Source organism: Ruegeria sp. C11 (assembly GCF_056537725.1).
The window spans coordinates 18,865-43,001 of record NZ_JBQFSB010000003.1; the positions used below are offsets into that span (position 1 = coordinate 18,865).

The 24,137-nt window shown below is 57.9% G+C and carries 30 protein-coding genes; 1 reads left to right on the forward strand and 29 read right to left on the reverse strand.

The genetic code is table 11. The features are described 5' to 3' along the window. Nucleotides 1-12 precede the first annotated feature (12 nt). Nucleotides 13-714 (forward strand): NUDIX hydrolase, encoded by a 702-nt coding sequence (locus ACR0NA_RS06065; RefSeq protein ID WP_480727040.1) that lies wholly within the window; start codon nucleotides 13-15, stop codon nucleotides 712-714. Between the two features lie 44 nt (nucleotides 715-758). Here ACR0NA_RS06065 and ACR0NA_RS06070 read toward each other — a convergent pair whose 3' ends face one another. The 29 genes from ACR0NA_RS06070 to ACR0NA_RS06210 all read right to left on the reverse strand — a co-directional run bounded on the left by ACR0NA_RS06070 (nucleotide 759) and on the right by ACR0NA_RS06210 (nucleotide 24,119). Then, on the reverse strand, nucleotides 759-2,426 hold the full coding sequence (locus ACR0NA_RS06070; RefSeq protein ID WP_480727042.1) for a ribonuclease J: 1,668 nt from the start codon (nucleotides 2,424-2,426) through the stop codon (nucleotides 759-761). Then, a complete protein-coding gene (locus ACR0NA_RS06075) occupies nucleotides 2,423-3,202 on the reverse strand; it encodes a type III pantothenate kinase (protein ID WP_170650669.1) in 780 nt (259 codons plus the stop codon). Before ACR0NA_RS06075 ends, ACR0NA_RS06070 begins: the two co-directional genes overlap by 4 nt. Before the next feature lie 10 nt (nucleotides 3,203-3,212). Then, a complete protein-coding gene (locus tag ACR0NA_RS06080) occupies nucleotides 3,213-3,962 on the reverse strand; it encodes a biotin--[acetyl-CoA-carboxylase] ligase (protein WP_480727045.1) in 750 nt (249 codons plus the stop codon). A 54-nt stretch (nucleotides 3,963-4,016) separates the two neighbouring features. Beyond that, nucleotides 4,017-5,459 (reverse strand): NADH-quinone oxidoreductase subunit NuoN, encoded by a 1,443-nt coding sequence (gene nuoN, locus ACR0NA_RS06085; RefSeq protein ID WP_480727047.1) that lies wholly within the window; start codon nucleotides 5,457-5,459, stop codon nucleotides 4,017-4,019. Nucleotides 5,460-5,474: 15 nt separating this feature from the next. Beyond that, the gene (locus ACR0NA_RS06090) at nucleotides 5,475-7,019 is read right to left on the reverse strand and encodes an NADH-quinone oxidoreductase subunit M (RefSeq protein ID WP_170650672.1); all 1,545 of its coding nucleotides are present in this window, start codon (nucleotides 7,017-7,019) and stop codon (nucleotides 5,475-5,477) included. Continuing rightward, nucleotides 7,019-9,223, reverse strand: a complete 2,205-nt coding sequence (gene nuoL, locus ACR0NA_RS06095; RefSeq protein ID WP_480727051.1) for an NADH-quinone oxidoreductase subunit L — start codon at nucleotides 9,221-9,223, stop codon at nucleotides 7,019-7,021. Before nuoL ends, ACR0NA_RS06090 begins: the two co-directional genes overlap by 1 nt. 6 nt (nucleotides 9,224-9,229) lie before the next feature. Beyond that, nucleotides 9,230-9,535 (reverse strand): NADH-quinone oxidoreductase subunit NuoK, encoded by a 306-nt coding sequence (nuoK, locus tag ACR0NA_RS06100; protein WP_005984024.1) that lies wholly within the window; start codon nucleotides 9,533-9,535, stop codon nucleotides 9,230-9,232. A 4-nt stretch (nucleotides 9,536-9,539) separates the two neighbouring features. Beyond that, the gene (locus ACR0NA_RS06105; protein WP_480727053.1) at nucleotides 9,540-10,142 is read right to left on the reverse strand and encodes an NADH-quinone oxidoreductase subunit J; all 603 of its coding nucleotides are present in this window, start codon (nucleotides 10,140-10,142) and stop codon (nucleotides 9,540-9,542) included. Further along, on the reverse strand, nucleotides 10,139-10,549 hold the full coding sequence (locus ACR0NA_RS06110; protein WP_480727055.1) for a carboxymuconolactone decarboxylase family protein: 411 nt from the start codon (nucleotides 10,547-10,549) through the stop codon (nucleotides 10,139-10,141). The genes ACR0NA_RS06105 and ACR0NA_RS06110 overlap by 4 nt, the downstream gene beginning before the upstream one ends. Then, complete coding sequence (gene nuoI, locus ACR0NA_RS06115; protein ID WP_170348157.1) at nucleotides 10,546-11,040, reverse strand: NADH-quinone oxidoreductase subunit NuoI; 495 nt, start codon at nucleotides 11,038-11,040, stop codon at nucleotides 10,546-10,548. The genes ACR0NA_RS06110 and nuoI overlap by 4 nt, the downstream gene beginning before the upstream one ends. Then, nucleotides 11,037-11,252 carry a hypothetical protein gene (locus ACR0NA_RS06120; protein ID WP_480727057.1) on the reverse strand — a complete coding sequence of 72 codons (216 nt, stop codon included), beginning with the start codon at nucleotides 11,250-11,252 and terminating at the stop codon, nucleotides 11,037-11,039. The genes nuoI and ACR0NA_RS06120 overlap by 4 nt, the downstream gene beginning before the upstream one ends. A 1-nt stretch (nucleotide 11,253) precedes the next feature. After that, nucleotides 11,254-12,291, reverse strand: coding sequence for an NADH-quinone oxidoreductase subunit NuoH (nuoH, locus tag ACR0NA_RS06125; protein WP_480727059.1), 1,038 nt, complete (start codon nucleotides 12,289-12,291; stop codon nucleotides 11,254-11,256). 207 nt (nucleotides 12,292-12,498) lie between these two features. Next, nucleotides 12,499-14,520 carry an NADH-quinone oxidoreductase subunit NuoG gene (gene nuoG, locus ACR0NA_RS06130; protein ID WP_480727061.1) on the reverse strand — a complete coding sequence of 674 codons (2,022 nt, stop codon included), beginning with the start codon at nucleotides 14,518-14,520 and terminating at the stop codon, nucleotides 12,499-12,501. Between the two features lie 3 nt (nucleotides 14,521-14,523). Next, a complete protein-coding gene (locus tag ACR0NA_RS06135) occupies nucleotides 14,524-14,928 on the reverse strand; it encodes a DUF5333 domain-containing protein (protein WP_480727063.1) in 405 nt (134 codons plus the stop codon). 98 nt (nucleotides 14,929-15,026) lie between these two features. Then, nucleotides 15,027-15,374, reverse strand: a complete 348-nt coding sequence (locus ACR0NA_RS06140; protein ID WP_480727065.1) for a hypothetical protein — start codon at nucleotides 15,372-15,374, stop codon at nucleotides 15,027-15,029. Between the two features lie 80 nt (nucleotides 15,375-15,454). Beyond that, nucleotides 15,455-15,958 (reverse strand): DUF3291 domain-containing protein, encoded by a 504-nt coding sequence (locus ACR0NA_RS06145; protein ID WP_480727067.1) that lies wholly within the window; start codon nucleotides 15,956-15,958, stop codon nucleotides 15,455-15,457. Further along, nucleotides 15,955-16,371: an MAPEG family protein gene (locus tag ACR0NA_RS06150; RefSeq protein WP_480448937.1), complete on the reverse strand. Its 417-nt coding sequence runs from the start codon at nucleotides 16,369-16,371 to the stop codon at nucleotides 15,955-15,957. The genes ACR0NA_RS06145 and ACR0NA_RS06150 overlap by 4 nt, the downstream gene beginning before the upstream one ends. A gap of 5 nt (nucleotides 16,372-16,376) precedes the next feature. Then, entirely contained in the window at nucleotides 16,377-17,675 is a 1,299-nt protein-coding gene (gene nuoF / locus ACR0NA_RS06155) for an NADH-quinone oxidoreductase subunit NuoF (protein WP_480727070.1), read from the reverse strand. A 6-nt stretch (nucleotides 17,676-17,681) separates the two neighbouring features. Continuing rightward, a complete protein-coding gene (locus ACR0NA_RS06160; RefSeq protein ID WP_480448933.1) occupies nucleotides 17,682-17,909 on the reverse strand; it encodes a DUF5337 domain-containing protein in 228 nt (75 codons plus the stop codon). A 32-nt stretch (nucleotides 17,910-17,941) separates the two neighbouring features. After that, a complete protein-coding gene (gene nuoE / locus ACR0NA_RS06165) occupies nucleotides 17,942-19,042 on the reverse strand; it encodes an NADH-quinone oxidoreductase subunit NuoE (RefSeq protein ID WP_480727073.1) in 1,101 nt (366 codons plus the stop codon). After that, complete coding sequence (locus ACR0NA_RS06170) at nucleotides 19,042-19,245, reverse strand: hypothetical protein (protein WP_480727075.1); 204 nt, start codon at nucleotides 19,243-19,245, stop codon at nucleotides 19,042-19,044. Before ACR0NA_RS06170 ends, nuoE begins: the two co-directional genes overlap by 1 nt. Continuing rightward, entirely contained in the window at nucleotides 19,242-20,465 is a 1,224-nt protein-coding gene (locus tag ACR0NA_RS06175; RefSeq protein ID WP_480448929.1) for an NADH-quinone oxidoreductase subunit D, read from the reverse strand. The genes ACR0NA_RS06170 and ACR0NA_RS06175 overlap by 4 nt, the downstream gene beginning before the upstream one ends. After that, the gene (locus ACR0NA_RS06180) at nucleotides 20,465-20,599 is read right to left on the reverse strand and encodes a hypothetical protein (RefSeq protein ID WP_480727077.1); all 135 of its coding nucleotides are present in this window, start codon (nucleotides 20,597-20,599) and stop codon (nucleotides 20,465-20,467) included. The genes ACR0NA_RS06175 and ACR0NA_RS06180 overlap by 1 nt, the downstream gene beginning before the upstream one ends. Before the next feature lies 1 nt (nucleotide 20,600). Further along, entirely contained in the window at nucleotides 20,601-20,774 is a 174-nt protein-coding gene (locus ACR0NA_RS06185) for a hypothetical protein (protein WP_170433422.1), read from the reverse strand. Beyond that, nucleotides 20,774-21,379, reverse strand: coding sequence for an NADH-quinone oxidoreductase subunit C (locus ACR0NA_RS06190; protein WP_170650685.1), 606 nt, complete (start codon nucleotides 21,377-21,379; stop codon nucleotides 20,774-20,776). The genes ACR0NA_RS06185 and ACR0NA_RS06190 overlap by 1 nt, the downstream gene beginning before the upstream one ends. A gap of 11 nt (nucleotides 21,380-21,390) precedes the next feature. Continuing rightward, the gene (locus ACR0NA_RS06195) at nucleotides 21,391-21,924 is read right to left on the reverse strand and encodes a NuoB/complex I 20 kDa subunit family protein (protein ID WP_010442777.1); all 534 of its coding nucleotides are present in this window, start codon (nucleotides 21,922-21,924) and stop codon (nucleotides 21,391-21,393) included. Then, nucleotides 21,915-22,280 carry an NADH-quinone oxidoreductase subunit A gene (locus tag ACR0NA_RS06200; RefSeq protein WP_170325678.1) on the reverse strand — a complete coding sequence of 122 codons (366 nt, stop codon included), beginning with the start codon at nucleotides 22,278-22,280 and terminating at the stop codon, nucleotides 21,915-21,917. Before ACR0NA_RS06200 ends, ACR0NA_RS06195 begins: the two co-directional genes overlap by 10 nt. Before the next feature lie 192 nt (nucleotides 22,281-22,472). Then, nucleotides 22,473-23,255 carry a crotonase/enoyl-CoA hydratase family protein gene (locus tag ACR0NA_RS06205; RefSeq protein ID WP_480727081.1) on the reverse strand — a complete coding sequence of 261 codons (783 nt, stop codon included), beginning with the start codon at nucleotides 23,253-23,255 and terminating at the stop codon, nucleotides 22,473-22,475. A gap of 9 nt (nucleotides 23,256-23,264) precedes the next feature. Further along, on the reverse strand, nucleotides 23,265-24,119 hold the full coding sequence (locus ACR0NA_RS06210; RefSeq protein ID WP_480727083.1) for a hydroxymethylglutaryl-CoA lyase: 855 nt from the start codon (nucleotides 24,117-24,119) through the stop codon (nucleotides 23,265-23,267). Nucleotides 24,120-24,137 lie beyond the last annotated feature (18 nt).

A 24,137-nucleotide genomic window follows, 5' to 3' on the forward strand; every position in this document is an offset into this window, starting at 1 on the left:
GCAGGAGGGGAAATGAGCACAGACAAAACCGCAATTCGAAACGCCGCAACGGTGATCGTTCTGCGTGATCGCATGACTGAACCGGCAATTCTGATGGGGCAACGCGGGGCGAAGGCTGCGTTCATGCCCAACAAATTTGTCTTTCCCGGTGGCGCCGTCGATGCGGCGGATGCAGATATTCCATTGGCTACGCCGCTTCCATCGGTTTGCTTCGACCGGCTTTCTGAAAAAGCCGAAGATGGTTTGCAAGACGCTTTGGCCGTCGCAGCGATCCGAGAGCTATGGGAGGAAACGGGGCTGATTTTAGGACGCCGTGGTTCATGGACCGGGGACATCCCCGAGGATTGGACCGGTTTTGCGGACATGGGTTATCAACCAGCCGCAAACGCCCTTCAGTTTGTGTTCCGGGCCCTGACCCCCCCCGGACGCCCACGGCGATTTGACGCCCGTTTTTTTCTGGTGGATGCGGATGAAATTCAGGGCGATCTTGACGATTTCGCCCGTGCCTCGGACGAGTTATCGCATCTGCAATGGATCAAACTCAGTGAAGCCCGAGAATTCGATCTTCCATTCATTACCGAAGTCGTTCTGGCTGAGATTGGCGAGCGCGTGAAAGACCGCGCGCCGCCCCTATCGGTCCCATTCTTCCTCAACAATGAGGAGGCCAGCCTGTTCCTGCGTCTCAGAGGCTATCCAATGCCAGAACTGGACTGACTGGGCTGCCTGCGAGGATGTGGCGCACCATTTGGTGCGCCGCCTTATCGCATGCGACTCACAACCACCGTTACTTCGGGTTTCTTGCCTATCTCTGCTTGCGACGTCTGACGCGCGATCCGGCGCAGTTCCCCCTCAAGCTTGTCATCGTCACGCAGCGTCTTGGCCCCGGCGCGCATAAGGAACTGGTTCAGATCTTCTTCCAGAACCTCAACCAAAGCCGCGCGCGAAGAACCGATTTCCGGCAGGCCGATCGTATCGCACCACGGCTCACCTAACGGCTCGTCTTCTTCATCCAGTATAACCGTTATGGTCACATGACCGTTCAAGGCCACTCGGATGCGATCCCGAACCACGCCATCCATCGCACCGATTTTGACCGATCCGTCCAGATAGGTGCGCCCGGTTTCTATGTATTCGGCAACAGAAGGCAAATTGCCGGACAGATCCAGCATCATGCCGTTAACCGCCAGAATTCCGGCACGCCCGCCGCTTTCGGCCAGTTTTACGTGCTCTCGCAGATGGCGATGCTCGCCATGCATCGGGATCACCATTTGCGGATTAATCAGTGCATGAACTTTTTCCAGATCAGGACGGTTCGCGTGACCTGAAACGTGGTAACGGCCGGAACTGTCGTCCACCACGTCCACGCCCTTTTCACTGAACTGGTTCATGATACGGATCACGCCGCGCTCGTTGCCCGGAATGGTCTTGGACGAAAACAGAAACAGATCGCCTTCCTTGACCTCCAAACCACGATACTTCCCCCGGGCCAGTTGCGCGCTGGCGGCGCGCCGTTCACCCTGGCTACCGGTTACAATCAACATGAGGTTCTGTCGCGGAAGGTCCACGGCCTCTTCCGCGCTGATGACGCGCGGAAAGTCGGATAATATGCCTGTCTCAGTCGCCGCCTCGATCATTCGACGCATGGCGCGCCCCAACAATACGACAGACCGCCCTGCCCGTTCCCCAGCCTCGGCCAGAGTTTTCACGCGTGCGACATTGGAGGCAAAGGTCGTGGCAACAACCATTCCGGCTGCGCTTTCGACCAGTTTGACGATCTCTGGCCCGACCTCGGATTCTGAGCGTCCGGGATGGGTCGAGAACACATTCGTACTGTCGCAAACAAGGGCTTTGACACCCGGTTTCGCAACCTCGGCCCATAGTTCCGCGTCGAACGCTTCGCCCACAACTGGATTCGTATCCAGCTTGAAATCACCGGTGTGCACGATACGCCCGGCCGGGGTATCGATGACCAGACCAGCGCTTTCAGGGATTGAATGCGACACCGGCAGAAACCCAACAGTGAAGGGCCCTGCGGAAACCTGTTCAGGCCAGCTGGAAACCGTGTGAACGGCCTCGGGCGGCTGGCCATGCTCCTCCATCTTACGCCGCGCGATATTAGCGGTGAAGGTGCGCGCATAGACCGGCACATTAAGTGCGTCATAGCAATGCGCCACCGCGCCTATGTGATCCTCGTGGGCGTGGGTAATGAAAATCGCATCCAACCGATCGGCGTTTTCTTTCAACCAGGTGACATCCGCGAATATCAGATCAACACCAGGCGAGGTGTCCATATCCGAGAATGCAACACCCAGATCCACAAGGATCAGCCTTTCTTTCCCGGGTTTGCCATAGCCGTATACATAGGCGTTCATGCCAATTTCGCCCGCGCCGCCAAGGGGCAGGTAAATCAATCTGTCACTGCTCATTCCGAGCCATTATCCTTGTTATAGCGATGAATCACGGTCAGCCCGTGCATCGTCAGATCGTCTTCGATTGCGTCGAAACCTACATCTGCCTGATCGAACAAGGGCGCAAGCCCCCCGGTTCCGACCACCTTCATTGGCATTCCATATTCAGCCTTGATACGGGAAATCAGCCCCTCGATCAGGCCCGAGTGCCCCCAGTAGACGCCGGACTGAATACAGCCGACAGTGTTTGTTCCGATCACTTTTTCCGGGCGGGTGACGTCAATATGGGGCAAGGCTGCAGCCCCTTGATGCAACGCCTCAAGGCTGAGGTTCACGCCCGGGGCAATAATCCCACCGACATAAGCCCCGTCAGCGGCAACTACATCAAAGTTTGTCGCTGTACCGAAATCAACGACGACGATGTTTCCGCCGTGCCGGTCGAAAGCCCCCGCCGCATTGGCCAGCCGGTCCGGTCCGGGATGAGTGCCTTCATCCACGCGCGGATTGACCGGCAACAGGCAGTCGGGCTTGCCTACCACCAGCGGGCGGCAGCCAAAGAACCGATCCGCGAATACACGCAGGTTGAACACGACGCGCGGAACAGTTGATGCAATGATGACATCCGTGATCTGCGCGTCGATTCCGTAGTGCCGCACAAGCGTCGAATACCAGGTAAAATAAGCATCCGCGGTGCGCGCATGGTGGGTCGAAGTGCGCAGAGTGCACAGAAATTCCTCGCCGTCCCAGATCGAGAACACCGTATTGGTATTGCCGCAGTCAATGGCCAGAAGCATTTGCGCCCCCTTAGAAATATACGTCCGCGGCGGGAATTCCGACGCGACCCTTGACGGTGTTTAAGACAAGGTTACCCAGCGCGTCCACCGTTTCGAACGTACCCACTGTTTCCGACGCCGCGGTTCGGGCGGTAATGACCTCTCCCAGACGGGCCGCGCGGGTCAGCCACGCGGTTCGGATGGGCTCGAACCCATAGGTGTTGAACTGAACCTCGTAGCGGTCGTATGCGACGGCCAGTTCGGTCAGAAAGTCCTCTGGCTCGACCTGCGCTCCGGTTTCGGACAACAATGAGACAGGGCGAACCGCGCCCGGTTCAACCGCGTCCACACTCGGGGCCTCGGTCAAGTTGACACCGATACCGATGGCCAGATGGGTGACACCGTTGCCCTGCCCGGTGCTCTCCAACAGAATTCCCGCCAGTTTCCCACCATTCAGCAGAACATCGTTGGGCCATTTCAACGACAACCCCGCAGCGCGCCCGGTCACCGCGACACAGGCATCGAACAACGCAAGTGCAGCCACAAAACTGCGCAGCGCCGCACGCTCCGGTGGACCATCCGGACGCAAAAGCAATGTGGCCGCCAGATTGCCTTTGGGGTTCGCCCATGCACGCCCTCGCCGCCCACGGGCGGCCGTCTGGTGGTGCGCCATGATCCACACTGGACCTTGTGCAGAGGGCGCGATCCGGGCGGCTTCACTCAAGGTGCTGTCTACTTCCTGCAGGACATGCAGCCCATACCCCTGTGGCCAGTCACTCATGTCAAAAAGGCCCGGTCATGTGACCGAGCCCCCCAAATGTTGTTTCGGTTTCTCTTAGTTGACAAGCGTTGCTGCCGCGGCCGCTGCCGCGCCTTCAACACCAAACTGATAGAACACACCAAACAGCATCAATGCCGCCGACCCCATCAGCGCACCCCACAGAACGGGAGATGAGTTGGTCTCGATCGGATCCTCGTTTTCTTCTCCGAAGTACATGTAGAACACGATCCGCAGGTAATAGAACGCACCGATGGCTGAGGCGATGGCCGAGGCAATAACCAGACCGGTTAGGCCCGCATCGACACCAGCCTGCCAGACACCGAATTTGGCGAAAAAGCCCAACATCGGAGGTACTCCGGCAAGGCTGAACATCAGGATCAGAACCGCCAATGCCTTACCCGGATCGCGGCGCGAATACTGACGCAGCGCGTCGATATCGGTAACAGGTTGCCCATCGCGCTCCATCATCAGGATAAAGGCGAAGGTGCCAACGTTCATTGTGATGTAGATTGCCAGATACAGCAGCATCGCCTTGACGCCCATTTCCGTACCCGCGGCCAACCCGATCAGGGCATACCCCATATGCGCAATCGAAGAGTACGCCATAAGCCGTTTGATATCCCGTTGCCCGATGGCAGCGATACCGCCAAGGAACATGGACAGAACCGACAACAGCACGATGACCTGCTGCCAATCCGCGACAACAGAGCCAAAGGCGTCGTGAAGAACACGCGCGAACAACGCCATCGCGGCGACCTTCGGCGCGGTTGCAAAGAACGCGGTAATCGGTGTGGGCGACCCCTCGTAAACATCTGGTGTCCACATGTGGAAAGGAACCGCGGATACTTTGAAGGCCAAACCTGATATCAGGAAGATCAGGCCAAAGAGCAGGCCAACAGAAACCTCTCCCTCATTGACCGTTTGAATGATGCCCGAAAACAGGGTGGTGCCGGTAAAGCCATAGACAAGCGAAGCGCCATAGAGCAACAGGCCCGAGCTGAGCGCGCCAAGCACAAAATACTTCAGGCCAGCTTCGGTCGATTTGGCACTGTCCCGACGCAGGGCCGCAACCACGTAAAGTGACAGCGATTGCAGTTCCAGCCCCATGTAAAGCGACATCAAATCGCTGGCGCTGACCATCATCATCATGCCGACTGCGGCAAGCGCGATTAGAATGGGGTATTCAAACCGCAACAGACCCCGGCGCGCCATGTATTCCTGGCTCATCACCAGAACCGCTGCTGCGGAAAGCAGGATCGCCACCTTCGCAAAACGGGCGAAACTGTCATCAGTGAACATTCCGTTGAATGCCACCTTGGTGCCGCCACCTTGCGTTGCGATCCAGAATGACAGCAAGACCATAAGGCCAGCAGTAGTCCAGACCAACAGCGGACCCAGCGCATCCTTCGAGGTATAGACAGCCCCGATCAGCGCCGCCATCGCATAGATCGCCAGAACGATTTCCGGCAGAATTACAATCAGATCAGCTTGGATCATGTCTCCAAAGCCCCCTTAATGCGAAGCGGCAACCTGGGTCGCGGCCTCAGCCGCGGCCAGAGCCGTGTCATAGTTCGAAATCAGCGCGGCAGTAGAGTTGCCGATCACATCGGTCACCAGCGACGGGTAAACGCCCAACAGAATGGTCATGACGATCAGCGGAGCAAACACCACACGCTCACGCGTGCTCATGTCGGTGATCGACTTGAGGCTTTCCTTGATCAGGTCGCCAAAGACGACCCGCCGATAAAGCCACAACGCATAACCGGCCGAGAAGATCACGCCCGAGGCTGCCACCGCAGTGACCCAGGTATTGACCTGGAATGCACCCATAAGCGTCAGGAATTCACCGACAAATCCAGAGGTGCCGGGCAGCCCCACATTGGCCATGGTAAACAGCATGAAGACCAGCGCATAGGCAGGCATCCTGATCACCAATCCGCCGTACGCCTCAATATCGCGGGTGTGCATCCGGTCATAGATCACGCCGACGATGAGGAAGAGAGCAGCCGAGATGAAGCCGTGGCTGAGCATCTGGAAGATGGCCCCGTCCACGCCCTGCTGGTTCGCCGCGAAGATACCCATCGTGACAAAACCCATATGCGCGACCGAGGAATAGGCGATCAGCTTTTTCATGTCCTCCTGCACCAGCGCAACCAGCGAGGTGTAGACGACGGCAATCGCCGACATCCACAGCACGAGGTCCGTCATGACAGCCGAACCCACCGGGAACATCGGCAACGAGAAGCGCAGGAAACCGTAACCACCCATTTTCAACAGGATCGCGGCCAGAACAACGGAACCGGCAGTCGGCGCCTGAACGTGGGCGTCGGGCAACCATGTGTGCACCGGCCACATCGGCATTTTCACTGCGAAAGAAGCAAAGAAGGCCAGGAACATCAGTGTCTGCATCCCGCCAACGACGTAGATGCCCAGAACACTGAAGCTTTCGGACGAGAATTGATGGCTCATCAACGCTTCAATGTCGGTTGTACCCGCATCCGCATACATCGCCACCATGGCGACCAGCATCAGTACCGAGCCGAGGAAGGTATAAAGGAAGAACTTGAAGCTGGCATAGATACGTTCCTTGCCGCCCCAAATCCCGATGATCAGGAACATCGGGATCAGGCCCGCTTCGAAGAACAGGTAGAACAGCACCAGATCAAGAGCCATGAACACGCCCAGCATCAGCGTTTCCAGCAGGAGGAAGGCGATCATGTATTCCTTGACGCGGTCAGTCACGTTCCAGCTGGCCAGAATGGTCAGGGGCATGATGAACGTCGTCAAAAGAACGAACAGAACGCTGATACCGTCCACACCCATCTTGTACTTAAGGCCCATCAACCACTTACCCTCTTCCACCATCTGGAAGCCGGTATTCGACGGATCAAAGTCGGTATAGATGCCAATCGACACCAGGAACGTCACGGTCGTCGCAACCAGTGCAACCCATTTCGCGTTCCGTTGCGCGGCAGCATCTTCTCCCCGCAGAAACAGCGCCAGTATCAGCGCCGCGATGGCGGGAATGAATGTGACAATGGATAGGATATTGTCCATCAGTGAGCGCCTCCGCCGATCGACATCCAGGTGACCAGGGCGGCAATGCCCAAAACCATCCAGAAGGCGTAAGTAAAGATGTAACCCGTCTGCGCCTTGCCTGCGAGGCGGGTAAAGAAGGGTACAACGCCCATTGCTACTCCGTTCAGGAAGCCGTCGATTGTGTTGCCGTCACCGCGCTTCCACAGGAACCGCCCCAAGGCCAGTGTCGGCTTGACGAAAACCGCGTCGTAAATTTCATCGAAATACCACTTGTTCAGCAGGAACTGGTACAGATGGCGCTGGTTTTCCGCCAGACGTCCCGGCAACGAAGGATTCACGATGTAGAAGAGGTAAGACAACGCAAAGCCCAGCACCATCGCGATGAACGGTGACACTTTCACCCATTTCGGCGCGGCATGTGCATCGTCAAGCACATGATTGTCCGGCGAGATATAAATCGCGCCTTCACCCGGCTTGCCTGCAAAGGATGCATGGTGCCCATCGGCGGCCTTGTCGTGGCCATCATCTGCAACGGCCTCGCCATGTCCTTCATCCGACGTCGCAGCATGCGCGGTTTCTTCGCCATGGCCAGCTTCTTCACCATGCGTGGCTGCAGCTTCGTCACCGTGCTCTTCTTCACCGTGCCCTTTGCCTTCGCCATGATCGCCCGCATCGGCGTGCACCTCAGCGCCGCTCATCGGGATGCCATAGAATTTCCCGACCTGATCCGCATGGCCAAAGAAGTTGCCGTACCAGATCATACCCGCAAAAACGGCACCCAATGACAGAACGCCCAGCGGAACCAGCATGGTCATCGGGCTTTCATGCGCATGTTCGTGCGTATGCTTGTCTCCGCGTTCCTCACCATAGAAAGTCAGGAAGATCAGACGCCACGAATAGAACGAAGTGAATGCCGCCGCGATTACCAGCAGCCAGAAGCCATAGGCCGAGCCGCCCGCATAAGCACTCTCGATAATGGCATCCTTGGACAGGAACCCGGCAAAACCAAAGGTCGTCAGTGGAATACCGACCCCGGTGATGGCCAGAGTGCCAATCATCATCGCCCAGAAGGTATAGGGGATCTTTTTCCGCAGATTGCCATAGTTCATCATGTCCTGCTCGTGATGCATCGCGTGGATGACCGAGCCGGCACCAAGGAACAACAGGGCCTTAAAGAAGGCGTGCGTGAACAGGTGGAACATTGCCGCCGAATACATGCCCACACCAGCAGCCACAAACATGTACCCCAGCTGAGAGCAGGTCGAATAAGCGATGACACGTTTGATATCCGTCTGAACCAGACCGATGGTCGCGGCAAAGAATGCAGTCGAGGCGCCCAGCACCGTCACGAAACCCGCAGCACCCGGCGCGAATTCGAAAAGCGGCGACATCCGGCATACCAGGAACACACCCGCTGTCACCATTGTCGCAGCGTGGATCAGCGCCGACACGGGCGTCGGGCCCTCCATCGCGTCCGGCAACCAGGTGTGCAGGATCAATTGCGCCGACTTGCCCATCGCACCGATGAACAGCAACACGCAGACGACCTCGATCGAAGACCACTCGCCCCACAGGAAGGTTAGCTTGCTTTCCGCCAGTGACGGTGCGGCGGCAAACACGTCGGAAAAATTGATGCTGTCGGTCAGAAAAAACAGCGCAAAAATCCCCAGTGCAAAGCCAAAGTCACCCACCCTGTTGACGACAAAAGCCTTGATGGCAGCGGCGTTGGCTGACGGTTTGCGATAGTAGAACCCGATCAGCAGGTAGGATGCGACACCCACGCCCTCCCAACCAAAGAACATCTGAACCAGGTTGTCCGACGTCACCAGCATCAGCATCGCGAATGTAAAGAAGCTGAGATAGGCAAAGAAACGAGGCTTATAGCTTTCGCCTTCGCGCCATTGCGGATCGTTATCCATGTAGCCGAAGGAATACAGGTGCACCAGCGCTGAAACAGTCGTCACCACGATCAGCATGATCGCGGTCAGACGATCCAGACGGATCGCCCAGCTTGTCGACAACGAACCGCTTTCGATCCAGCGCATGACCTCGATCTGCTGGGTGTGCCCGTCGAAGGTGAAGAACACGATCCAGCTGAGCAGACAGGCCAGAAACAGCAGGCCGGTCGCGGTCCACATGGCGGCTTTTTCGCCAATGAATTTCCAGCCGAACCCGCACAGGATGGCGCCCACGAGCGGGGCAAAGAGGATGGTGGTTTCCATGTTCCCTTACCCCTTCATCATATTGACGTCTTCAACCGCGATGGTGCCGCGGTTGCGGAAGAAGCAGACCAGAATAGCCAGCCCGATCGCCGCCTCGGCCGCCGCCACGGTAAGCACGAACAGCGTAAACACCTGCCCGACCAGATCGCCGAGGAAACTGGAAAACGCCACAAGGTTGATATTCACCGCCAGCAGCATCAGTTCGATGCTCATTAGCAGGATGATGACGTTCTTGCGGTTCAGGAAGAGACCGAAGATGCCGATGACGAACAGCGTCGCCGCGACCGTAAGATAGTGTTCAAGTCCGATCATCGTCTCAAAGTCCCTGCCCCGGTTTCACGTCCTTCAACTCCATCGCCTTGGCCGGGTCGCGCATCATCTGGCCGACGATGTCCTGACGCTTGATGTCCTGACGGTGGCGCAGCGTCAGAACGATGGCGCCGATCATGGCCACCAGCAGGATCAGGCCCGCCAGTTGGAACAGAAGGAAGTATTGATCGTATAGAATGACGCCGAGCGCCTCAGTGTTGTGGCGGTTCGCCGGAACCGGCTGGGCCAGGTTGGCTGCAGCACCCTGCGCGCTGTCCCATGCTCCGATAGCCATGACGAACTGCATAAGGATCACCAGACCGATCAACAGCGCCAACGGCATGTAGCGCGCCATCTCGGCCTTGAGCTCGGCAAAGTCCACGTCCAGCATCATCACCACGAAGAGGAACAGAACCGCGACCGCGCCCACATAGACGATGATCAGCAGCATCGCCACGAACTCAGCTCCCAGCAGAACAAACAGACCCGCCGAGGACAGGAAGGACAAGATCAGCCACAGAACCGAATGCACCGGCTGGCGGCTGATCACCGTGAACAGCCCGCCGGTGATGGCGCTGATGGCAAACAGATAGAAGGCAAAGACGGTCATTGATCCTCATCCTCATTATCGCCCAGAACCTCTTGCGCCAGATCCAGCGCGCGGGTCATGGCCGGGATGCCGGCAAAGACCGACATCTGACCGATCGTTTCCACGATCTCTTGTTTCTTGGCACCAGCCTCAAGCGCGTGGCGCACGGTCTGACGCACCGCCGAGTCCGCCTGAGCGCCCTGACAGGTCAGCCCGGCCAGCGTCAGTAGCAGGCGTGTTTTGGCATCCAGCCCGTCCTTGTTGACGGTGTTGCCGAACATCATCTCCATGACCTCTTTCGGCATGGTCGGCCACAGCGCCTCGAACCCTTTGGGCGAAAAATTCTCCATCGCCGGGTTCATCGCCTTGGCCATGTCCTGAGCCTGCTTCATCATCAGCTCAAACGGATTTTGGGGCGTGTCACTCATCTGTACGGCGCGTCCATTTCCAGATTGCGAGCAATCTCGGCTTCCCAGCGTTCACCGTTATCCAGCAGTTTCTGCTTGTCGTAGAACAACTCTTCGCGGGTCTCCGTGGCGAATTCGAAGTTCGGGCCTTCGACGATGGCATCGACCGGACAGGCCTCCTGACAGAAGCCGCAATAGATGCATTTGGTCATGTCTATGTCATAGCGCGTGGTACGGCGACTTCCGTCTTCACGCGGTTCGGCGTCGATGGTGATGGCTTGCGCCGGACAGACGGCTTCGCACAGTTTGCAGGCGATGCAGCGTTCCTCGCCATTGGGATAACGACGCAGAGCATGCTCACCACGAAAACGCGGGGATAGCGGCCCCTTTTCGTGCGGATAGTTGATCGTGGCTTTGGGGGCGAAGAAGTACTTCAGCCCCAGCTTCATGCCGACCCAAAAGTCCTGAAGCAGGAAATATTTGGCAGCGCGGGTGTAGTCGATTTGGGTCATTCTTTCACCTCCCGCTCTCCTTGTTTCAGAGCGTCAATCTGCTTGGTTACCGTTTCCAAAGCTGCGCAGGGATTGGACACTTGGATTTGTATGTCATTCCCCACGCTCCCCAGAGCAAGGTTCTCTTTTTCCTCAGAACAAGCCTGCTCCAACTGCGACTGGAGACCGCTCAGCATCTCGATTTTCAAGCCGACATCTGCACTATCTGACATATCAGCCTCCTACGCTCCAACGGGCGAACGCGCCCCAGAACCAGTCGAATTTCGCCGCAAAGGCCACGAACACCACCCAGACCAGCGAGAACGGCAGGAATACTTTCCAACCCAACCGCATCAGCTGGTCATAGCGGTAGCGGGGCGTGATCGCCTTGACCATCGCGAAGATGAAGAAGAAGAACGCCATCTTCGCCACCATCCACAGCACGCCATCGGGCAGGCCCGGAATCGGGGACAGCCAGCCGCCGAAGAACAGCAGCGACGTCAGCGCGCACATCAGGAAAATTGCAATGTACTCACCTGCCATGAACAACAGGAATGGCGTGGCCGAGTATTCGACCTGATAGCCGGCGACCAGTTCAGATTCCGCTTCCGGAAGGTCGAACGGCGGGCGGTTGGTCTCGGCAAGCGCCGAGATGAAGAACAGGAATACCATTGGGAAGTGCGGCAGCCAGTACCAGCTGAAGAAGCCGAACGAGCCATCTTGCGCCCGAACGATATCGCCGAAATTCATCGAACCTGTCGAAATGATGATGCCGATGATGATCAGGCCGATGGAGACCTCATACGAGATCATCTGCGCCGCAGAACGCAACGAACCCAGGAACGGGTACTTTGAGTTCGACGCCCAACCACCCATAATCACGCCGTAAACTTCCAACGAAGACACGGCGAAAACATAGAGGATGGCAACGTTGATATCCGACAGAACCCAGCCATCGTTGAACGGGATCACCGCCCAGGCGATCATCGCCAGAACGAAAGATGTCAGCGGAGCAAGGATGAAAACCGTGCGGTCAGCACCCGCGGGGATCACGACCTCTTTCACCACATATTTCAGCGCGTCCGCCACCGATTGCAGGACGCCATAGACCCCCACCACGTTGGGGCCTCTGCGCATCTGGACTGCAGCCCAGATCTTGCGGTCGCCATACACAAGGAACAACAGCGAGATCATCACAAAGGCAACGACTGCAAGCACTTGCGCCAGAATGATGATGGCTATTCCGCCTGGGGTGTTAAAGAATTCAGCCATTGGTCCTCACACCGTGGGTATTCCGTTTTCCGCGGGCGTTGCAAAGGCCATGTGCCTGCGCAAACTGCGGCTGGGTCGGCGCGTTGGTGTAAACAGCATATGCAGCCGTTGCGCCACCCTTATTGTTGCGTTTCACGCGCAATTCTCTGTTGCCTGCGCCACTTAGCACAGCACAGGTGTCAGAGAGCGATATGAAACAGGTCTGGTTCATTCCGCCGCGATCTTCTGGTTCTTGCGAGCCTGAGCCTGCGCAGACAGTTCCGCCATCAGTTGCGAGGCGCGCGCAATCGGGTTGGTCAGATAGAAATCCTTGATCGCATTGCGGAACGTCGCTTTGCCCAGTGGCGCAGCATCCAACCGCTGGATTTCGTTCCCGATCACCTCGTCGATGCTGGCCAGATGTGGAACCGCTTCGATCAGTGCAGTGCGCAATTGCGCCAGCGAGTCGAAGGGCAATGTCGCCCCCAGTTCCGCGGACAACGCCCGCAGGATGGCCCAGTTTTCCTTGGCCTCACCCGGAGCAAAGCCTGCGCGCATCGCCAGTTGCGGGCGGCCTTCGGTGTTCACAAACAGGCCGTTTTCCTCGGTATAGGCTGCACCCGGCAGGATCACATCGGCGCGGTGCGCGCCCCGATCGCCGTGGCTGCCCTGATAGATGACAAAAGCACCCTCACCGATTTCGACCTCATCCGCCCCGAGGTTATAGATCACATCCGCCGCGCTGACGGCCTCCATGCCGCCTTCGTTGGTGGCATCCACATCCATGGCACCCACGCGGGCGGCGGCAGTGTGCAGAACGATCAAGCCACTTTCTGTGTTTGCAGCGATCGCCTGCGCGGCTGCCAGAACGGCTGCGCCGTCAGCCTCTTGCAGTGCGCCCTGCCCGACAATGACCAACGAGCGTTTGCCCTTGATCACATCGTCGCCGCCCATGTCCACGACCTGTTGCAGCGCTGCGCGGTCATCTCCGACATGGTGATAGTCATAAGTCAGGTCCACAGCCGGACCAACCAGAGCCACCTCAGCCCCATGCGCCCATGCCTTGCGGATACGCGCATTCAAGACAGGAGCCTCTTCGCGCGGGTTGGTTCCGATCAAAAGGATGCGTTCGGCAGCATCGATATCCTCGATTGCTGCAGTCCCGGCATAAGCGCTCCGGTTACCCGCGGGCAGCTTGGCCCCGTCAGTGCGGCATTCAACTACACCGCCCTGCCCTTCGATCATCTGTTTCAGGGCGAATACAGCCTCAACCGGGGCCAGATCACCGATGATCCCTGCGGGTTTCTCAGCCCCTTTCAGCGCTTCAGCCGCTTTGGCCAACGCCTCGGGCCATGTCGCCGGGCGCAACTTGCCGTTTTCGCGCACGTAAGGCTTGTCCAAACGCTGGCGACGCAGACCATCCCACACAAAGCGGGTCTTGTCGCTGATCCATTCCTCGTTCACGCCGTCATGGTTGCGCGGCAAAAAGCGCATCACTTCGCGCCCTTTGGTATCCACACGAATGTTCGAGCCCAAGGCATCCATCACGTCGATGCTCTCGGTCTTGGTCAATTCCCAAGGCCGTGCGGTGAAGGCGTAGGGCTTCGAGGTCAACGCCCCAACCGGGCACAGGTCGATGATGTTACCCTGCAGGTTCGAATCCAGCGTCTGGTTCAGATACGAGGTGATCTCGGCATCCTCGCCACGTCCGGTCTGACCCATCTGAGTGATCCCGGCCACTTCAGTCGTGAAACGCACACAACGGGTACAGCTTATGCAGCGGGTCATCGCAGTGCCGACCAACGGCCCCAGATCCAGATCATCGACCGCACGCTTGGCTTCCTTGAAGCGCGAGCCCGACACACCATAGGCCATCGCCTGATCCTGCAGGTCACACTCGCCACCCTGATCGCAGATCGGACAATCCAACGGGTGGTTGATGAGCAGGAACTCCATCACCCCCTCGCGGGCCTTCTTGACCATGGGCGAGTTCGTCTTGACCTCCGGCGCCTGTCCTTCCGGCCCTGGGCGCAGATCGCGGACCTGCATCGCGCAAGAGGCCGCAGGTTTGGGCGGGCCACCAACAACCTCCACCAGACACATCCGGCAGTTCCCGGCAATCGACAGACGCTCGTGATAGCAAAAGCGCGGCACCTCGACCCCGGCCTCTTCGCAGGCCTGGATCAGGGTCATCGCGCCGTCGACTTCGATTTCCTGCCCGTCGATATTGACTTTGCGGAGGTCAGACATGGTCTAGTTCGCCCTCAAATACACGCCAATGGCGCTGTTTCTTTCAATCTCTGCCCGCCCCAGCGTGCAGAATGTCTGTGGCTGCCCGTAGGAAACGCCGTGCTGGGCCAGGTAGGACTCGCCCTTGGTCCGCATCCGTGCCTTTTCGGCATCGGATTCGACATAGGCCCGGATTTCCGCATCCGAATAACCCAGTTTGTTGGCCTTTGACTTCAAACCCCACATCACCCCGATCGCCTTGAGCCTACGTCCACTGATATCGTCGCAGTACTCAGAAATCTCATTTGCAATGGCGATGTAGTAGAGTTCGTTGTCGATCTCTTTGACTTCGCGCAAGGGCGGCTTGGCTTGTGCGAACGTCGGAACGATCAGCAAAGCGGACAATACTGCAATCTTGAAACCAGACATGGCAATTCCTTTCGTCTTGGGTTTGCCCAAGCGAAAGGATTTGGCCACGCTATTCAATAACATCGGGCCTTGCCTGAGATGATATGCAAAAACACCGCTCATGGTCTTTGGCAGGTTCCCGCAAAAGTCAGCGTGTCATCCACAATGCGCAGTTTTTTTGGATCGGTGTCCGGTCCGACCTTCCAGTCGATCTTGGACGATCCATAATTGGCGATGCAGTATTTGGTTCCTTCAAAGCGGCCGGCTTCGCGTGCACCATCCAGCGACACTGAAGCGCCATCCACGGTCACCGTGAAATCCGCAAGCGTCACCTTTTTGTCGACAACTTTGGCCTTGGTTCGAAACGCGTGACCGTCGAACAGGACCTGATCGTTCGATCCTCGTCCGCAACTTGCGACAATGGCCAGCGCGGCGATCAGTCCAAGGGCTGAGATATGTTTATTCATGGCAGCAGATCTCCGGTTCAGCAGCATGGGCCGGATGGTCCGGCGCAACGGTTTGGTTTTGCGATATGATCTTCATCGCTTCACTCCGCGGCTACCGGGGCGCAAACGTTGTTGCGCCATTGGGTGGCTTGTTTCAGTTCATTCCAGCCAAAGGCATGGTCACTGGGACCATTTGAACGCAGATGTTCAAGCCGTTCGACTGCCTCATCAAGCGAGGGTTTGTGACCGGCTGGTACCCACCACATCGCAAAGTGCATTTGCCCCAGAACCTCGAACCACTCCTGACGGCGTTCGTAGAACTGTTTGTGAATTGTCCCCCAGACAAACTTTTCAAGGCTCGGCACATCTTCCCAGACTGTCAGATTGGCAACGAATTGCGGATCATCGCAGATGGCGTTTTCGGTGTTCCCGGTGCCTGGTTCACCCGACCCTTCCATCATCCAGACGAAACCGGGCATACGCTTGCCCAGCCCGTTCACGCGATCAAGGTTCGCCATGAACTCGGCCACACGCGGGTCGTCCGTGGGTGCCAGCAGGCGGCCCACGTTCAGTTCCGCCAGATGATATCCGTCAGGCTGAATCAAAACGCCGCCACCAGTGCCATCAGCGCCAGAACGACCATGCAGGCCCATCCGATCACGTAGAAAACCGACCGCAACCCGCTGTGGGGTTTCCCGATACCACGCAGATGGATCACCAGCATGACAACCCGCGCAACCAGTACCAGCGATGCCAGCAGGTTGACCCAAACCGGACTGGCACCAAGCAGGATTGCGGCCACTGTGACCGCCAGATAGGCGGGCAGCGTTTCGGTTCCGTTTAGGTATGCCCTGTTCAAACGGTAGGCTTTATCCGAATAATCTTGCTCCGGTGTCGCGCCCGGTGCCAGCCCTTTGCCTGCCTTGGCCAGAGCCGAAAACGGCGAGAGGGCCAAAACAATCAGAGTAAAGATCATCAGCGAGGCTATCGCGTGGGAATATTCGGCAAAGATATCCATCAGGTTCACTCCGCTGCCATCGCACCCATTCGGCCCGATTTCTGGGCCTTGATGCGGTCCTCGATTTCATCCCGGAAATTTCGGATCAGGCCCTGGATCGGCCAGGCGGCCGCGTCGCCCAGGGCGCAAATCGTGTGTCCTTCGACCTGCTTGGTCACGTCGAACAGCATGTCAATCTCTTCAAGTTCGGCCTCACCACGCACCAGACGGTCCATGACACGCATCATCCAGCCGGTGCCTTCGCGGCAAGGCGTGCACTGGCCACAACTTTCGTGCTTGTAGAACTTCGACAGACGCCAGATTGCCTTGATGATGTCTGTGGACTTGTCCATGACGATCACAGCCGCGGTACCCAGGCCCGAGCCCAATTCGCCGCGCAGATAGTCGAAATCCATGATCGCATCGCGCATGTTCTCACCGCGCACGCAAGGCACCGACGATCCCCCGGGGATAACTGCCAGCAGGTTATCCCAGCCACCGCGGATACCACCGCAATGGGTTTCGATCAGCTCTTCAAAGGAAATCGACATCGCCTCTTCGACGACACAAGGGTTGTTCACATGGCCTGAGATCGCAAACAGCTTGGTGCCCGCGTTGTTCTGGCGGCCAAAGCCCGCGAACCAGTCGGCACCACGGCGCAGGATCGTTGGCACGACAGCGATGGATTCAACGTTGTTCACTGTGGTAGGGCAGCCATAAAGCCCCGCCCCCGCCGGGAACGGAGGTTTCATCCGCGGCATACCCTTCTTGCCCTCAAGGCTTTCGATCAGAGCGGTTTCCTCGCCGCAGATATAGGCGCCTGCCCCGTGATGCAGGAACAGGTCAAAATCCCAGCCCGACCCGGCGGCGTTCTTGCCCAGCAGACCGGAATCGTAGGCCTCGTCAATTGCGGCCTGCAGCGCTTCGCGCTCGCGGATATACTCGCCGCGCAGGTAGATATAGCAGGTATGCGCGTTCATCGCGAAAGATGCGATCAGGCAACCTTCGATCAGCGTATGCGGATCGTGGCGCATGATCTCGCGGTCTTTACACGTACCGGGTTCGGATTCATCCGCGTTCACAACCAGGTAGGCCGGACGACCATCGCTCTCCTTTGGCATGAATGACCATTTCAGTCCCGTAGGGAAACCAGCGCCCCCACGTCCACGAAGGCCCGAATCCTTCATGGTCTGGATAATCCAGTCGCGCCCCTTGTCGATCAGGCCAGCGGTGCCGTCCCAATGACCCCGGGCCTGCGCGCCTTTCAGCGTACGCTCGTGCATCCCGTAGATGTTGGTAAAGATCCGGTCCTGATCCTTCAGCATCGCTACTTACCTTTGGCTATCCTGACGCATGCGCCAGAGTTGAAAAATGTTGACGCCTGCATAGATGAACCCTGCCAGAGCGGCAAAATCAAACAGCAGTGCATGTCGCGTCGTCAGTTCCAGTGCGGGACCGATGAACAGGTTCATGGCAAGCCAAAGCGCCATCGTCACAGCGATGACGATGCCGATATGGCGGCCCTTGCGGGCTATGGCCTGTTCCTTGTCCTTGTCCATCTCACCCTGATGCCCCGGATGGGCATCGTCATTTAGTCTTCGTAAGTGCCGTCTTCCTTGGCACGTTTGGCGAATTCGGTTTCCTCACCCGCCGCAAGTTTACCGGCCTGTTCGATCCATCCGTCACGCTCGATCCGGCCCTTGAACTTCAGCCGCGCATCTACCCATGCCACGTTTTCCGCAGTCCAGACCGCGATCTGGTCATAGTGATAAAAGCCCAGCTCATTCAGCGTCTCTTCCAGCTTGGGACCAACGCCCTTCAGCATCTTCAGATCGTCGGCTTTCCCGTCACGAGGGCCGGTCAGTGTTTCGGGCTGATCTTCCTTTGCCGCCCGCGCCTCTTCCGCCTGTTTCACCGCAGGTTTCGCCGGAGCCGGAGCCTTGGGCGGCTTCGGCGCCGCCTTGGTCGCCACGGCCTTACCATCCTTACCCAGCCATGGGGTCAGGATCGGAACCTCAGTCCCGTCGATCCGCTTGACGGTGTCGCCAATGTCCGCGGCCAGTTGCACGCTGGCATTGTACTGTGTCTTGCCGCTTTCGTAGTCCTTGAGGCTGCTCAACCCTTTGAGTGGTTCGGCGCCATACCTGCCATTCTGCGGCCCCGGTGTCGGCACCTTGCCAGAGGCCAGATCGTCAATAATCCTGCCAAAGTTGTCGGCGGTCAGGTCTTCATAATAATCTTTGCCAATCTGAGCCATCGGCGCATTGGTGCAGGACCCGAGACATTCCACCTCTTCCCAGCTCAGCTTGCCATCTGCGGACAGCTCATGCGGTTTGGCGGCGATCTTTTCCTTGCAGACCGCGATCAGATCCTCAGCCCCGCAGATCATGCACGACGTGGTGCCGCACACCTGAATATGCGCTACAGTCCCAACCGGTTGCAGCTGGAACATGAAGTAGAAGGACGCCACCTCAAGCACGCGGATATAGGCCATACCTAGCATGTCGGCGACGGATTCAATCGCCGGACGGGTCAACCAGCCCTCTTGTTCCTGCGCGCGCCACAGCAGCGGGATGACCGCGCTGGCCTGACGCCCCTCGGGGTACTTGGTGATCTGCGCTTCGGCCCATTGCTGGTTAGCAGCGGTGAAGGCAAAGCTATCGGGTTGTTCGGGATGTAAACGGCGGAGCATTATTTGATCTCTTCCAGTTCGGCGAAAGACAACACGTTGTCCTGCTGGGAACCAACTTTTGTCAGACGAGCGCCGTGGGCAATCTTGGCAAAACGTCGAAAATCCTCGAGAGACTCGAGTTCTATCATAACGCGATAGCCGCCCTCGTACTTCTTCGGTTCGTATTCCTCACCGGTTTTTTTGTGTCGATACCTAAGGGTCACCGATCAATCTCCCCAAACACAACATCCATGGTACCGATGATCGCGGCGACGTCAGCCAGCTGGTGCCCTCCGGCGACGTGGTCCATGGCTTGCAGATGCAGGAAACCCGGCGCGCGCAGTTTGGCGCGATAGGGTTTGTTGGTGCCGTCGGCGACCAGATAGACGCCAAATTCGCCCTTGGGGGCCTCGACGGCGGCATACACTTCACCCGCGGGGACGTGGAATCCTTCGGTGTAAAGCTTGAAGTGATGGATTAGGCTTTCCATCGAGGTCTTCATGTCCGACCGCTTTGGCGGGGTGATCTTGCCTCGTGCCAGAACATCTCCCGGGCAGTCGCGCAGTTTGGCGATGGCCTGACGGATGATATGCAGCGACTGGCGCATCTCTTCCATGCGGACGAGGTAACGGTCATAGCAGTCGCCGTTCTTGCCGACGGGGATCTGAAACTCGAACTCGTCATAGCATTCATAGGGCTGCGCGCGACGCAGGTCCCATGCCAGACCAGACCCACGCACCATAACACCCGAGAAACCATATTTCTGGATATCGTCTTCGGTCACCACACCGATATCGGCGTTGCGCTGCTTGAAGATGCGGTTTTCTGTCAGCAGACCGTCGATATCATCGAGAACAGCCGGGAATTCGTGGCTCCACGCCTCGATATCGTCTAGCAGTTCCGGCGGCAGGTCCTGATGCACACCGCCCGGGCGGAAATAGGCCGCATGAAGTCTGGCGCCACAGGCCCGCTCATAGAACACCATCAGCTTTTCGCGTTCTTCAAAGCCCCACAGCGGCGGGGTCAGCGCGCCGACGTCCATCGCCTGCGTGGTCACGTTCAGCAGGTGGTTCAGGATGCGCCCGATTTCGGAATACAGCACCCGGATCAGCGAGCCACGGCGTGGTACCTCGACCCCGGTCAGCTTTTCGATGGCCAGACACCAGGCGTGTTCCTGGTTCATCGGCGCCACATAGTCCAGACGATCAAAGTACGGCAAGTTCTGCAGATACGTCCGGCTTTCCATCAGCTTTTCGGTACCGCGGTGCAGCAGGCCGATATGCGGATCGCAGCGTTCGACGATCTCGCCGTCCAGCTCAAGCACCAAACGCAAAACTCCGTGCGCCGCGGGGTGTTGCGGGCCGAAGTTAATGTTGAAATTGCGGATCTTCTGTTCTCCGCTCAGCGCGTCCGTGCTGCCGTCATCGTATCTTGAGCCGTCCATCAACGCCCCCGTTTGTTCTTTTTCGCTTCGGCCCGAACCCGGACCTTTTCCGCCTCGGCAGCTTTGGCTGCGGCCCCTGCCAGCAGGACCCCCAGCGCACCCAGTGCGAACAGTTCCCCCAGCAGCATTAGCATCTCAACGGCGCTCCAGCTCTTGCAGTTTCAATCCAACCCACCACAGCAACGCAATCGTGCCAAACGGGATCAGACAGAGAAGGCACCAGTATTTGTTGATCCCGAAAAACGGCAATATCTTCACCATCGGAATGATGGTCAGCGCAGAAAGGATCAGCCACCAGATGCCACCCATTATTCGGTCTCCTGCTTCTCGTCCCCCGGCAGAATGTAATTCGCACCTTCCCACGGTGACATGAAATCAAACTGACGGTATTCCTGCACCAGACTGACGGGTTCGTAGACCACGCGTTTTTGCGCCTCGTCATAGCGGACCTCGGTATAGCCGGTGGTCGGGAAATCCTTGCGCAGAGGATGGCCGCGGAAACCATAGTCGGTCAGGATACGCCGCAAGTCCGGATGGCCCGAGAACAAGATCCCGAACATATCGAATACTTCACGCTCGAACCAGTTGGCCGAAGGGTGAACGTCCACGATCGAAGGCACCATATCCTCTTCACGGATGGACACCCGCAGGCGAATACGCTGGTTCTGGTACATCGACAGGAAGTGATAGACCACGTCGAACCGTTTGACCCGTTCGGGGTAATCCACACCCGTAATATCAACCAGTGACGAGAACTTGCAATTCTGATCGGATTTCAGAAACTCCACGAACTCCACCAAGTTCGACGGTGCGACATCGACATTCAGTTCGCCATGGGTCACATCCCAGGACAGAACACAATCGGCCCGTTTCAGCTCCAACTGCGCGCCGAGTTCCTTGAGTGCGTCGCTCATCAGCTCTCTCCTCAGCGTACGATGGTGCCGGTGCGGCGGATTTTGCGTTGCAGCTGCATCAGGCCGTACAGCAGCGCCTCAGCCGTCGGAGGGCAGCCGGGGACGTAGATATCGACCGGCACGACACGGTCACAGCCGCGCACCACCGAATAAGAATAGTGATAGTAACCACCACCGTTGGCGCAGGAACCCATTGAGATCACATAGCGCGGCTCGGGCATCTGGTCATAGACCTTGCGCAGCGCCGGGGCCATCTTGTTGGTCAGGGTACCGGCCACGATCATCACGTCGGACTGACGAGGAGAGGCGCGCGGTGCGATGCCGAACCGTTCCGCGTCATAACGCGGCATCGAGGTGTGCATCATCTCAACCGCGCAGCAGGCCAGACCGAATGTCATCCAGTGCAGCGAACCGGTACGAGCCCAGTTAATGATATCTTCGGTCGAGGTCAGCAGGAACCCTTTGTCCTGCAACTCGGCATTCAGGGCCTGGGTGGCGACTTCCTTGTCGACGCCGGCGGTGTTTGCGCCCGTCATCACTCCCATTCCAGGGCCCCTTTCTTCCACTCATAGGCAAAGCCAATGGTCAGCACCGCCAGGAACACCATCATCGACCAGAACCCGACATCACTGATGTCCTTGAACCCGACGGCCCATGGGAACAGGAAGGCGATTTCCAGATCGAAGATGATGAAAAGAATCGAGACCAGATAGAATCGGACGTCGAATTTCATCCGCGCATCGTCAAAGGCGTTGAACCCACATTCATATGCGCTGACCTTTTCAGGGTCGGGATTGCGGACGGCCAGAACCACAGCCGCAAGAATCAGGACGATTCCAAGGCCTACGGCAACGGCAAGAAACACCAGGATCGGGAGATACTCCCGCAACAGGTCTTCCACGAATAGCTCCTTTCCTGCGCGTGCCCCAAAAGGGTGCGCCGTCAATTGGCGTGTTGACTGGACATTCTCTATCCGCGCGGGGTCAGAGGGTCAACCGAACACAACCACGCACCGGCGCATTATTCGGAACAAATCGGGACAGATTTCCAACTGGTTTTGCGATTGTCGACTTTCGAGCAACAGATGCTAAACCTAAGTTTTCCATGCAGGTTTTCTTTTCCCGAAAAACGCTTCGATCCCCTCGTGAGCCTCGTCCGTTTCCCAGCGGTCGACCAGCGCCTGAATCGTTTGGTCGATCACGTTGTCATCAATTACGGGACCAAGTGTCCCGATCAATTGCTTGGCCGAAGCAACCGCGCCGGGGGCGCAGGACAAATATGGCACCACTTCAGCTTCGACCGCGTCCACCAGATCATCTGACGGCACCGCCTTTGCAAGAAGCCCAAGCTCCACCGCCTCGGATGCGTCAAACAAGCGGGCAGACATGAACACGCGCCTCGCCCGCGCTTCGCCCATCCGGGCTATGACATATGGCCCGATCGTGGCTGGGATCAGACCCAGACGAGTCTCGGTCAGTCCCATTTTCAGGCTGTTCACGCCAACTGCCACATCACAGACTGATGCCATCCCGACGCCGCCACCAAAAGCATTGCCCTGCAACGCGCCGATCAGCGGTTTGGGCAGTGTGTTCAAAGCCTGCAGCATCTCGGCCAGTTTACGCGCCTCAGCAAACCGAGTGTCGGGATCAGCCGCCATTTGGGCCTGCATCCATCCCAGGTCGCCCCCCGCGCAAAACGTCTTGCCCGCGCCGGTCAAAACCACGACCCGGACCGCATCATCCCCGGCAAGACGTTTAGCAGCCTCAGTCAGTTCAGAAATCATCTGCGCAGACATGGCGTTGTGTTTTTCTGGACGGTTAAGTGTCAGCGTCGCGACACCGCGTTCATCAGTCACCAATGAGATCGTTTCGAACATGCCTTGCCCTTATTCCTGCCTCATGGCGCGCGCCATTGTCGCCGCCTCCTCAATAATCGCGAGGTCAAGCCCGGTCTCGTATCCCAACCGCTCAAGATGCGCAGCCAGCGCCTCGGTCGCCACGTTTCCGGCAGCCCCCGGCGCATATGGACATCCCCCCAGACCGCCAACAGCTGCATCGAACACCCGCACGCCCAGCGCGAGTGAGGCGTCGACGTTGTCAATGGCACGCCCTGATGTGTCGTGAAAATGCCCTGCCAATCGGGTTACGGGCACCCGTTCGCGGACGGCCAAAAGCATATGTGCAATCGAGTCCGGCGTCGCCTGACCAATCGTATCGCCCAGCGAAATTTCATAACACCCGTGCGAGAACAGCAGATCCGCGACTTCGGCCACTTTTTCCGGCGGCGTAGGACCGTCATAGGGGCAGTCGGTCACACATGAGACATAGCCGCGCACTGGCAGATCGATGTGGCGTGCAGCTTCGAGGATCGGCACGAACCGCTCTATCGATTCCTCGATTGTTGCGTTGATATTTGCTTTCGAGAAACCCTCCGATGCCGATGCAAACACTGCAATCTCGTCGGCTTTCGCGGCAAGCGCATCCTCATATCCACGCATGTTGGGGGTCAACGCCGCATAGCGAATGCCGTCTGCACGGGTGATACCCGCCAGAACATCGCCGCTGCCCGCCATCTGTGGCACCCATTTAGGTGAGACAAAGCTAGCAACCTCGATCCGGCTGAAACCAGCACGGCTCAGGCAATCGACCAACGCGACCTTGCTGGCGACCGGAATTTCGCGTGCCTCGTTCTGCAACCCGTCGCGCGGGCCAACTTCAAAAATTTCAACGCGGTCGCCCATTATTCCCTCCGAAGTTCT